This window comes from [Scytonema hofmanni] UTEX 2349 (assembly GCF_000582685.1).
Classification (GTDB): Bacteria; Cyanobacteriota; Cyanobacteriia; order Cyanobacteriales; family Nostocaceae; genus Hassallia; species Hassallia hofmanni.
The window spans coordinates 2,368,906-2,380,925 of record NZ_KK073768.1 but is presented as its reverse complement, the minus strand read 5'-3'; the positions used below and the strand labels follow the sequence as shown (position 1 = coordinate 2,380,925).

At 39.3% G+C, this 12,020-nt stretch carries 10 protein-coding genes and 1 pseudogene; 8 read left to right on the top strand and 3 right to left on the bottom strand.

Annotated elements, in window-relative coordinates; all coding sequences use genetic code 11:
• Positions 1-68: 68 nt before the first annotated feature.
• Positions 69-569 (top strand): annotated as a pseudogene (locus tag TOL9009_RS39335) (ChaB family protein); the annotation flags it as partial.
• A 39-nt stretch (positions 570-608) separates the two neighbouring features.
• Here the strand turns inward: TOL9009_RS39335 and TOL9009_RS0115565 are convergent.
• Positions 609-1,007: a TIGR02588 family protein gene (locus TOL9009_RS0115565; RefSeq protein ID WP_029633611.1), complete on the bottom strand. Its 399-nt coding sequence runs from the start codon at positions 1,005-1,007 to the stop codon at positions 609-611.
• On the bottom strand, positions 1,004-1,888 hold the full coding sequence (locus TOL9009_RS0115560) for a TIGR02587 family membrane protein (protein ID WP_029633610.1): 885 nt from the start codon (positions 1,886-1,888) through the stop codon (positions 1,004-1,006). Before TOL9009_RS0115560 ends, TOL9009_RS0115565 begins: the two co-directional genes overlap by 4 nt.
• A 320-nt stretch (positions 1,889-2,208) precedes the next feature.
• Between TOL9009_RS0115560 and TOL9009_RS0115555 the strand changes: the two genes are divergently transcribed.
• Both TOL9009_RS0115555 and sbcD read left to right on the top strand, forming a co-directional pair.
• Entirely contained in the window at positions 2,209-2,391 is a 183-nt protein-coding gene (locus tag TOL9009_RS0115555) for a CsbD family protein (RefSeq protein ID WP_029633609.1), read from the top strand.
• Positions 2,392-2,596: 205 nt separating this feature from the next.
• Complete coding sequence (gene sbcD / locus TOL9009_RS0115550; RefSeq protein WP_029633608.1) at positions 2,597-3,847, top strand: exonuclease subunit SbcD; 1,251 nt, start codon at positions 2,597-2,599, stop codon at positions 3,845-3,847.
• Here sbcD and TOL9009_RS47350 read toward each other — a convergent pair.
• Positions 3,800-3,970, bottom strand: a complete 171-nt coding sequence (locus TOL9009_RS47350; protein ID WP_186227570.1) for a hypothetical protein — start codon at positions 3,968-3,970, stop codon at positions 3,800-3,802. The two genes, sbcD and TOL9009_RS47350, sit on opposite strands and share 48 nt — an antisense overlap.
• Positions 3,971-4,200: 230 nt before the next feature.
• On the opposite strand from TOL9009_RS47350, the gene TOL9009_RS0115540 reads away from it, so the two are divergent.
• The 5 genes from TOL9009_RS0115540 to TOL9009_RS0115520 all read left to right on the top strand — a co-directional run bounded on the left by TOL9009_RS0115540 (position 4,201) and on the right by TOL9009_RS0115520 (position 11,693).
• The gene (locus TOL9009_RS0115540; protein ID WP_029633607.1) at positions 4,201-6,036 is read left to right on the top strand and encodes an APC family permease; all 1,836 of its coding nucleotides are present in this window, start codon (positions 4,201-4,203) and stop codon (positions 6,034-6,036) included.
• Between the two features lie 412 nt (positions 6,037-6,448).
• Entirely contained in the window at positions 6,449-7,714 is a 1,266-nt protein-coding gene (locus TOL9009_RS39325) for a serine hydrolase (protein WP_051502920.1), read from the top strand.
• Between the two features lies 1 nt (position 7,715).
• Positions 7,716-9,035, top strand: a complete 1,320-nt coding sequence (locus TOL9009_RS0115530; protein ID WP_029633606.1) for an APC family permease — start codon at positions 7,716-7,718, stop codon at positions 9,033-9,035.
• Between the two features lie 204 nt (positions 9,036-9,239).
• Complete coding sequence (locus TOL9009_RS0115525; RefSeq protein WP_029633605.1) at positions 9,240-10,472, top strand: hypothetical protein; 1,233 nt, start codon at positions 9,240-9,242, stop codon at positions 10,470-10,472.
• Between the two features lie 123 nt (positions 10,473-10,595).
• Positions 10,596-11,693 (top strand): serine hydrolase domain-containing protein, encoded by a 1,098-nt coding sequence (locus TOL9009_RS0115520; protein WP_029633604.1) that lies wholly within the window; start codon positions 10,596-10,598, stop codon positions 11,691-11,693.
• Positions 11,694-12,020 lie beyond the last annotated feature (327 nt).

Sequence of the window (12,020 nt, the reverse complement as noted above, 5' to 3'; positions counted from 1 at the left end):
CAGCTAGATTTATGTAATATGTAAATTACTATCTTACAGTTTAGGGAGTCTTCTGGCAGGAAGGGAGTATTCCTTTTGTCGGTCCGATTGTGGCAGCAGGTCCCATTGGTGCAGTGTTGTTAGGAGCAGCTAGTGGTGCGATCGCTGGCAGTGCCGGTGCTGGTTTGGTGTCAGTTCTCACCACATTGGGTATGTCAGAAGATAAAGCCGCTATTTATCAAACTCGGTTACAAGCTGGTGAGTTTTTAGTGATGGCTGAAGTTGCAAGCGATCGCGCCGGCGAATTTCAATTATTATTAGAAAGTGCTGGTGGTGAAGAAATTCACACAATTGAGGCAACATTGGCTCGCGCTTGTTCTGGTGCTTGCAAGAGTGTAGAGGATTTATCTCCGGAAGTTCGCTCTCATCTTTCTGTTGACGCTCAACGCACATTTATGGAGCGTTATAACGTTGTGTTCAATGAGTCAAATGACCAAACTAAAGCGGAACAGGCTGCTTGGGAAGCAGTTCATCAGCAATATGATGAAGATGAAAATGGCGTTTGGTCTAAATCGAAAGTAAGCGTTTAAAAGTAGAGACGTTCCGCCGGAACGTCTCTACAGGACAGGCTAAGGTGACTTATAGCTGGCAACTCGCAGAGTTAACTGACCTTTGCGAGGGTCAGTTTTAAATATAAAAGCTCCTTCTTCTCTTTCACTAGTAGATAAAAAATCAATCTGTTGTTCTCCGGTTTCTATAACTTCATTATTAATTTTTAATTCAGCCATAATTTGTACTGATTCGGCTGTTTCTCCTCCAGTATTAATGATTTCAAAGGGGACATAGAATTGTCCATTGACCTGGCGAATTTTCTGTTTGTTAGTCACAGAAAGAATGGGGGGTTCATGCTTATCATTCACCCAGGTGTAACATACCAGACCGACAATTCCTGTGAGGATGAGGGTTGCGGCGCTAAATGTAACCCATTCAGCAAGCGATCGCTTTCGTCGTTGTTCTGTTTGATTCATATCGCTAACCTTCCAGCAGCACCACCTATTGTTGCAGGTAAACCAAGCACCAAAGCATGATCTAACCACATTGTCCAAGGATCGCTAAATGTCAACTTTTGAAAGAACCACAACATAAAAGCACCTGCTACCAGCGACACTAAATAAGACATAATAGTCTCACTTAATGGGCGTTGGAAAATACCTTCTTGCTGTCTGCGCTTTTGTTGGTCTGAAAAACCTGCTTGAAATACAATTCCATAAGAGATCAGCAAAGATGCAGCAATAATTGATAAAAGCCAGAATGGAGACACCGCTGCCGCTAACATGGGAATTTCATCTGTTGGGGCAATATTAAAAGCAATTACAGTTGCACCAATGAGAGTTGCACCAATATCAGCAAGAGTCGCTTCTAACTCATCTGGGTTTTTCTGCTGAGGAGCTTTGTTTGCGTCACCATTTTGTTGTGTATTGGCATTACGGCTATCTCCTAAAAAATGATTCGCTAATGCTACCCCTAATGAAAATGGTACACTTTCAAAGATGATTTTACCTACAGCTTCTTTGAGGGCGGTTTCTGGTGTGAGTTCTCGTAATAATAATAGCACAAAAGCAGAGCAAATTATGCCGATCGCCATCGCTTCTACAGTATCAAATACTGCATCATAAGCTTGGGCAGCACGTCTGCGTTTGCGAAAGCCTTCAGTTTGATTGAGCAAGAAAACCACAATAAATGTCAGTGCGATCGCTACCATCATCATTCGTGGTTTTACGACTGAACCAATCCACCAAACTTCCATCGTGTAAAGCAAAGGGATGCCAAACAAAAATCCTCCACACGCACCCCTAATTATGTTATTAAATTCACTTGTCCATATATTTTTATTTCGCTTGATTGCCACGTTTCTACTTCCTTAAATATTTTTTATTTGTTCAAATCATAATATCAAAATTTTATTAATAGGACTTACGCACTCGTTACCAGAAAACAAGACTTAGATAGGTGCAACCGAAGCGTCGATAGGGACGGAAATATGTAGTCCGTGCATAAGTCCTGATTAAGTTTACTTAGTTAAAGATTTATGTCTGTATGACTTATATCTATCTTAGGGTAGACGATATTCCGACAAAAAGTCTATCTAAAGTGCAGTTATCAAATAAATCATATATCGATAATATAGATCGTGAGGTTAGAAAGTAATAATTAAAATAGGTGAACGATATGAGCGCTGAAGATAGAATCAAGGCAACTGCTAAAAATATTGAAGGTAAGGTTCAAGAAGCTATTGGTGAGTTGACTGGGAACCCAGAAGACAAAGCTGAAGGCAAAGTAAAGCAAGCTGAGGCTCAAGTGATTCACACTGCTGAAAACATAAAAGATGAATTTAAAAAATCTTTTGAATAATCACAGCAGTAACCCAACGGTGGGCTAAAAATCCTGCAAATGTAGAGACGCGAAATTTCGCGTCTCTACACCGCATATTACACGCAACCGAGAAGCGCTATAGGTAAAAAGGAAAGCGATCGCTCACCAACACTAGCGCGAAACTGGTAAGCTTAAGACATTTGTTATTAGTATTTAGACAAGTGACTAATGACAAAGGACAAATATGATTAAAATCCTCCACCTCTCCGATATCCATATGGGAAGCGGTTTTTCCCACGGACGCATTAATCCAGAGACAGGATTAAATACACGGTTGGAGGATTTTGTCAATACTTTATCTCGATGTATCGATCGCGCGTTAACAGATGCGGTAGATTTGGTGATATTCGGTGGCGATGCCTTCCCGGATGCGACACCACCACCATATGTGCAAGAAGCTTTTGCCAGTCAGTTTCATCGCCTCGTGGATGCTAACATTCCCACAGTGCTGTTGGTGGGAAACCATGACCAACACTCCCAAGGACAGGGAGGGGCAAGTTTATGTATTTACCGCACCTTGGAAGTGCGGGGTTTTGTTGTGGGTGATACCTTAACTACTCACCGCATCCAAACTCGTAATGGAAGCGTGCAAGTTATAACTTTACCTTGGCTGACTCGTTCGGCGTTGATGACGCGGCAAGATACTGAAAGTTTATCACTTGCGGAAGTCAACCAGTTATTAACAGAACGCTTGCGAGTAGTTTTAGAAGGAGAAGTTCGCCGTTTAGATCCGGATGTGCCAACTGTGCTTTTAGCTCACTTAATGGCTGACAATGCGACTTTAGGAGCCGAGCGTTTTTTGGCTGTGGGTAAAGGCTTTACTCTGCCATTATCTTTGTTAACGCGACCTTGTTTTGATTATGTGGCATTGGGACATGTCCACAAACATCAAAATTTGAATAAATCTAACGATCCGCCGGTGATTTATCCGGGAAGTATTGAGCGGGTAGATTTTAGCGAAGAGAAAGAAGATAAAGGTTATGTGATGATAGAGTTGGAGCGGGGTAACGCTCAATGGGAATTTTGCCGTTTGGATGTGCGGACTTTCCGGACGATTGAAGTGGATGTATCCAAGGCAGAAGATCCCCAAGGAGCAATCATGAAAGCGATCGCCAAATATGATATAGAAGACGCAGTAGTTAGACTCATTTACAAACTTCGCTCCGAACAGTTGGATCTAATTGATAACTCTTCACTGCACGATGCTTTAACTACAGCGCACACTTACACCATTCAACCAGAATTAATCAGTCAATTGGCTCGTCCCCGCATTCCTGAATTAAGCGCAAGTAGTAGCATCGATCCGATGTCAGCCTTAAAAACTTACTTGAACAACCGCGAAGACCTCAAAGACATTGCAGCATCAATGTTAGAAGCCGCAGATAAGTTACTTGCAGACGATGTAGAAGTCTGGTTGGAAAAAGCAACTAATTAGTGAGGGAATGGGCAATGGGCATGGGGCATGGGGCATGGGGCATGGGGCATGGGCATTGGGCATCATGGGGCATGGGGCATTGGGCATGGAAAGAGTTCTATTTAGATATAAAACGCGTATCAAAAATCGAAATATTTAATTCCCATTGCCCATTGCCCAATGCCCATTGCCCATTGCCCATTGCCCTATTCTTAAAAAAACTATCTATAGATAGTATTGCTACTTAATCAGTCCAGTTTAAAATTCTATAACAATTGCTAAGAAATCTGCCAAAATTGCAATATTCATTGCTCAGTGCTTAGTTTTTGACTTTCACAGAACAATGACTAAAACCTTTTTCAGGTGGGCGTTGTATGTCCTTCTACCCTCAAATCAAGCAATTTTTACTTGGTAAATCGTTACCAACCAGCGCTCATGCTGAAGAAAGATTGAGCAATGCTGCGGCTTTAGCGGTTCTTTCCTCCGATGCTCTCTCCTCGGTTGCTTACGCGACAGAAGAGATTCTGCTAGTTCTAGTAACCGCAGGAAGCAGCGCTTTGGGTTTGTCTGTACCTATTGCTGTTGCAATCATTGCCCTGCTGGGAATAGTCATACTTTCCTATCGGCAAACGATTCGCGCTTATCCCAAAGGTGGGGGATCGTATATCGTAGCCAGAGAAAACCTCGGTCTTTATCCGGGATTGGTGGCTGGGGGTTCGCTGATGATTGATTATATCCTGACTGTCACCGTCAGTGTATCTGCTGGTACCGCTGCCCTGACCTCATTAGTTCCAGCACTGCTACCCCATACAGTCAGCCTTTGCTTGATTTTTATTTTCCTGTTGACGCTGGCAAATCTCCGGGGTGTAAAGGAATCAGGCAATATTTTTATGGCTCCTACTTATGCCTTTATTGTCAGTATTTTTGTGTTGATTGCCCTTGGTTTGTTTAAACAAGCTACTGGACAACCTGTCACAGAATATCCTAGCCTTCCGGTGAATGAAGGAGTGAGTTTGTTTTTCATTTTGCGAGCTTTTGCTGCTGGATGTACAGCGCTGACGGGAGTAGAAGCAATATCCGATGGTGTTTTGGCTTTTAAGGAACCAGAGTGGAAAAATGCTCGCTTGACATTGCTTTTTTTGGGGATAATTCTCGGACTAATGTTCGTGGGAATCACCTACCTGTCGAATATTTATCACGTTGTTCCCACACACGGAGAAACTTTAGTTTCTCAGTTGGGTAAGCTGCTGGTTGGGACTGGACCATTTTACGGTTTTATCCAAATTGTCACTTTGTTGATTTTGCTTTTAGCAGCAAATACCAGTTATGCTGACTTTCCCAGACTAAGTTACTTTTTGGCGAAAGATGGATTTTTGCCCAGACAATTAGCATTGTTAGGCGATCGCCTAGTCTACTCTAACGGTATTATCCTTCTCAGCCTCTGTGCTGCGGTTTTGGTGATTATCTTCAAAGGGCAAGTTAACGCCATTATTCCTCTGTACGCAGTCGGTGTATTTACTTCCTTTACCCTCTCCCAAGCGGGGATGGTACGTCGCTGGTTTATATCAAAAGAACGTGGTTGGCAAGCGAGTGCTTTGATGAATGGTTTGGGAGCGATCGCTACACTAGTTGTTCTCGGTGTCATCGTCTCAACCAAATTTCTCTTAGGTGCTTGGTTGGTAGTTGTCGCGATTCCTTTGGTAGTGTGGCTATTTTTAGCGATTCACGCTCACTATGAATATGTAGCCGAACGTCTCAGCATTCAAGGATTACCACCACGTAGCTATGTTCCCAGACCGAAACCCACAGTCGTGACTCATCCCGCAGTGGTTGTAGTCGGACAACTTAATCGAGGAACAGTAGAAGCTTTAGACTACGCACGCACCATTGCCGATGAAATTGTTGCCGTTCATGTAGACCTTAATTCTACTGACCGAGAAAAGCTGCAAGAAAAATGGCGAAATTTAGAATCAGATATTCCCTTAGAAATCATCGATTCACCTTATCGTTCTGTCATCGAGCCAATCGTTGATTTTATCACACAATTTGAAGAACGGCATCAAGATGTTTTTACAACCGTAATTATCCCGGCTTTTGTCACTCGTAATTGGTGGGATAGTCTTTTACACAACCAAACAACTTTGTTCTTAAAAACAGCTTTAAGAGCTAAACAAAGTCGCGTTATTACCACTGTTAGGTATTATTTGTAATACCTTAGGACTTACGCACTCAGTCGCGAGAAAACAAGACTTTGAGATTGCTTCCTTACGTCGATAGGGACGGAAATTCGTAGTCCGTGCGTAAGTCCCGTACCTAACAAATGAATAAATTATTCCAAAAAAACAAAATATAACAGACGTACAAGAATAATAATCATTACAAGGAGGAGAAAAGGGGTTGCGATCGCAACCCCTTCTTTCTTGGCTGGAAACTCGCTCTGGCTCAACTTCTGTGTACACCGCAAGTCCCTAAGTGATTACCGGGGGATGACATCATCTATCTAAAGGAATAAATTGTATATTTTATGCTTTGTTTAGGTAGATTTTTATAATCCATTATGTAAAAATAGCTAATATTACGCAATTGATGTGTGTTAGGGATAGTACTGGCAAATCTCAGAATATGCTGAACTCAAGTTTTAGAGTTAAACGAAATCGAATCTCGCTTTTATATTATGGGACTAAGGTCAATGTTGGATTAGCAATTTTAGGTACATTATTAATCACTTTAATACCCAAAAATCTATTGGAAAAACCTCGCAAATTAGCAGTAAATTCACCTAAGACTTCTTTCGCATCTCGGAGTGCGTTTCCCGCTAAAGCATCTACTCCAAAATCATTAAAATTGCAGGCTATTCCTCAACCACTTCCTTCTTGGGGTAAATCACTACCGATTCCCTCTCGTCAACCAGGACAAGAAGATTCGGAAGTTGTCTACAACCTCAAAACACCTCCAAACTTCAAGCACAGTCAAGAATTGCAAGTAATTGTTGACGATGTTATTAATCTAACCACAGCAAATAATCTGTCTAAAGCACCTTTATCAATTACCTTAATCGATGCAAAAACTGGTGAAACTGCTGGTTATCAGGAAGATACGCAGAGATATCCAGCTAGTGTAGTCAAAATGTTTTGGATGGTAGCTTTATATGCTCAAATAGAGAGCGGTATTTGGGAAAACGAAGATAGTTTTATTCCTTATATCACCAAGATGATTAAGGAATCGGATAACGAAGCTGCTAGTTTTATACTTGACCAATTTACAAATACACAATCGACTTCGGAACTAAGTAGCGATAAATTTAAGATTTTAAAAAATAAACGACAAGCAATTAACCGTTTTTTTCAAAAAGCAGGTTATAAAAATATTAATATCAGTCAGAAAGCATTTCCCGTTGACTACCTTGATCTTCAAGAGCCGAAAGGTAGTGAATTACAAATGTTAGGCAATCCTATTTGGGATTGGAATAAGATAACAACCAAACAAGCAGCTAGATTAATATACGAAGTTTGTTATTCTGAGCAGGCAATTTCTCAACAAAGTAGTAAAAAAATGTGCGGGTTCCTAAAAAGAGACTTAAATCCCAATGTTTGGCAAAAATACTCATTAGATTTTAATCCCATAGAAGGCTTTTTTGGAGAGTCTTTATCTAACACGAATGTTCGCTTCTATTCCAAGGCAGGATTGGTTTCTCTTGCTAGAGGAGAAGCGGCAATGGTTGCAACAGAAAACAATGAGAAAATATATATTTTGGCGATTTTTGCTCAGGATTCTACATACGCTAGCAATTCCCAAATTTTTCCAGCTATATCTCGTCTTGTTTACAAACGAATGAATGCTCGTTTGCTAAATAATCAATCTAATTCTAATTCTAAAATAAAAGAATAAAATGCCTTTAACTCAACAACAAAACCCTCGTAGTATTAGCTTATTTACTGCTACCTGCATTGTGGTAGCCAATATGATTGGTACTGGTGTTTTTACCAGTTTAGGCTTCCAAGTAGTAGATATTAAATCTGGCTTTGCGCTTTTATTTTTGTGGTTATTAGGAGGAGTTCTAGCTTTGTGCGGTGCATTAGCTTATGGAGAATTAGGAGCATCAATGCCATACAACGGTGGTGAATACTATTATTTATCTCGTATTTATCATCCTGCGATCGGCTTTTTATCAGGATGGGTATCAGTAACGGTAGGTTTTGCCGCACCAATTGCTGCTGCTGCAATGGCATTAGCAAAGTATTTGACACAGGTATTTCCCTATCTTCATTCTACTGGAATCGCTTTATTTGTTGTTGCAGGCGTTTCTCTAGTTCATACGAATAATCTGAAATTTGGCAGCTACTTCCAACAGATTTTTACTGTACTGAAAGTGTCCCTAATAGTTATATTGATAATTTGTGGATTTTCCTTTGCTGAACCTCAAGAACTTAGCTTTTTGCCATCTATCGAAGATGGAACGACAATTCTCAGTTCGACTTTTGCAGTTTCTTTAGTTTATGTTATCTATTCTTATTCAGGCTGGAATGCAGCAGTTTATTTGGCAAGTGAAGTCGAAAATCCAGAAAAGAATTTACCCCGCGCTCTCATTATAGGAACTCTAATTGTCACAGGGTTATACTTGCTACTAAATTTTATCTTTTTGTATTCCACACCTTTGGATAAATTAGCAGGACAACTTGAAGTTGGCTATGTCGCTGCTAACCAAATTTTTGGTAGCAACGGTTCTAAGATAATGGGGTTATTGATTTCTATGGGACTCATTTCTTCGATTAGTTCAATGGTTTTAGCAGGACCAAGAGTTACCCAAGTGATTGGTGATGATATCCCCCTGTTTAAATTACTTGCTAGAAAAAATGCTCAGGGTATTCCCACTTATGCAATTTTTTTGCAATTACTTTTGGTAACAATATTATTAATTACCGCTAGCTTTGAAGCAATTATTACTTATTTAGGATTTACCCTAAGTTTATCCTCATTTTTTACAACATTAGGAGTATTTATCGCGAGATATAGATATCCCAATTTGCCTAGACCATATACTACTTGGGGACATCCCATTACAACTATTCTCTTTTTAGTAATTAACTTGTGGATCTTAGTATTTATTTTTCGCGAGAAAAGCGTTGAATCTTTAGCTGGACTTGCAACTTTATTTGTCGGTTTATTGGTCTACTTTGTATCTGTGAAACGTCAATCCAAAATCTCTTAATTATTATTGATTTGCTACAGAATTAGGACTTATGCACTCGTTACGAGAAAACAAGACTTTGAGATTGCTTCCTTGCGTCGCAATGACGGAAATACGTAGTCCCTGCGTAAGTCCTAAGAAAAAACGACTCTAGTACTCGATAATTTACGAGTTGATAAATACAGCTTTTTTCACATTAACTACAGACTCAAAATAGGAAATAAGATGAAAAACAATATATTTTTGCCTATTAGTATTATTGGACTGCTTTGCCTTACCTCTTGTGATGTAGGTGATACTGCAAATAAACCGAATAATGAGCAGCAAACATTGTTAAAATCAACTCCACAGGCATTAGAGCAAGTAAAATCAGAAATAACTCCACAGCCATCAGGGCAAACAAATACGGCATTTGACCAAGTAAAATCAGAAAAGTTGACAGATACAGCCAAATTTTTAGCAGGAATCCAGCTAGATAATAATGGTTCTTTAGCTCAATCACAAAAGAGTAGTAGTTGGCTGAAACAGCGACAATTTTTTGAAAATACTTGGACAAAATTAGAAACACAACAGTTAAAAAAAGTTAGACAATGGTCACAACAAGAAATTAAGCAAGTTAATGATACGTCTCCATCTGTTTTCTATCCCTTTAGCGGACCCGATTTTCTGTATGCTTATTCATTCTTCCCCAAAGGAAAAGAATATGTTTTGATGGGTTTAGAACCAGCAGGTAATGTGTTAGATTTGACTACTGCTTCGGAGAGCGATCGCAATCGGAAATTAGAGGAAGTTAAAAGTTCGCTTTATGCAATCCTGCAATTTAGCTTTTTCCGCACCAACGATATGAAAGTAGACTTGCAGAAACAAGGAGTTTTACCAATTTTGTATGTGTTTCTCGCACGTACTCAAAATCGCATCATAGACGTGCAAAATATTGGCATAAATAAAGATGGAAAAATTCAGTCATTCGAGAAAGGAATGATTTCTGGAGTCAAGATTACTTTTATCCCTGAAGGAGAATCTCAACCTCGCACTTTGTATTATTTATCTGCTGATTTATCCAATTATGGGCTAAAAAAACGACCGGAATTGAGTCAATTTGTTAGTGGGATCAACAAGAATATTACTTATTTAAAAGCTGCATCATATTTGATGCATAACGATAGCTTTTCTGAGATTCAGAAAAATATTCTGACTCAAAGTAAATATGTATTGCAAGATGATTCTGGTATATCTCTTAAAGCCTTTGATAAATCTAAATGGAATTTGAAATTTTATGGAGTTTATACTAATCCTATTAGTTTATTTTCAGGTAGCTATCAAGAAGATTTGAGAAAAGTATACTCTAAGGAAAAAAACATTAAGCCATTGAATTTTGGAATTGGCTATAAATTTGCAGCCAATGATTCAAATTTGATGTTAGCAGAGTCTAAAAATATTTCTGGAAGTCAACCTTGATTTTGCTTTCCCTAGTTCTCAGATTTAATAATTATGAGAACTATAGCATTCCGATTTGATTTTTTAACAAAAGCATTCCTATAAAAGGTAGAGTATTATTACGAATACACTCTCTACTTCAATATGACAGAAATATCTCGTAGGCAATTATTAAATTGCGGCATAAATTCTCTAATCGGTCTATCTACATTTAGCTTGCTTAGTCTATACCGCAACCGTTCTTTGGCAGTTACAGATAAGATAATTGCCAATCTCGAAGCGCAAATCCCTATATTGATGCAAACTAAGTTAGTTCCCGGTTTAGAGTTGGCAATTATTCGGGATGGAACACTGTTGTGGAGCAGAGGTTTTGGGGTCAAAAATAGATATACCAAATCACCTGTGACTAACGATACTATATTTGCTGCTGCTTCGTTGAGTAAGCCACTATTTGCTTATGCAGTGTTGAAAATGGTGGAAAGGGGAAAACTCGATTTAGACAATCCATTGACAGAATATACAGCGAAACCTTACATTTCCGACCCGAAAATCAAACTCATTACTGCACGTATGGTACTATCCCATACCACTGGTTTTCCAAATTGGAGTGGTGATGAACCTCTCAAGATTATTTTTCCCCCAGGTGCAAAATTTAGTTATTCAGGAGAAGGCTATTTATACTTACAGAAGGTGGTAGAACAAATTACCCAACAACCTTTAAGCGAGTATTTGCGCTCCTTGATTTTAATACCCCTGGAAATGTCTAATAGTAGTTTAATCTGGCTGCCCAATTACGAATCCACTGCCAGTTACGGACACGATCGCAAAGGCAAACCCGTACCAATAGGTAAACCAAAGCAAGCAAGTGCTGCCGGAAGTCTGCGTACCACTGCAACTGATTATGCTAAATTTCTCACCGCTATTATGCAATCGGGTAGTGTTGACAGTCCCAGACTCACAGAAACAACCTTAAATGAGATGCTGCGATCGCAAGTTAAAATCAATCAGTTTTTAGGTTGGGGTTTGGGTTGGGGATTAGAAAAAATGGGAAATGAAAATTTCTTTTGGCATTGGGGAGATGTGAATACATTTAAGTGTTTTACCCTTGCTTCCAGAAATTTTGCTACGGGAATTGTGATTTTAACTAACAGTGAGAATGGCTTAAAAACATGTCCAGGAATTGTTTCACAAGTAATTCCTGGAAAACATCCTGCTTTCAATTTTAAGATGATTAATTATTAAATATTCAGGACTTACCTTTATGGAGGGGAAAAGGGGAAAGGAAAAAAGGGGAAAGGAAAAAAGGGGAAAGGAAAAAAGGGGAAAGGAAAAAATTATTTTAGATACGCATAAAATTTTTTCTTATATGACGTAAAGTCTGCCGGACAGAAACTTCAAGGGTTCGGGGAGACGCGAAGCGCTAACGTGGGAGCGAGCTTTACCCCCAATACGGGTTTAATAATTATTATTCTCTCTAGAGTCATAGAAGAGGGCTAAAGATAGCGATAATTTGTATCAAAGATGGTAATGTTATCAGCAAACTATTTTAGTTTTATTTAATGGAAAAAG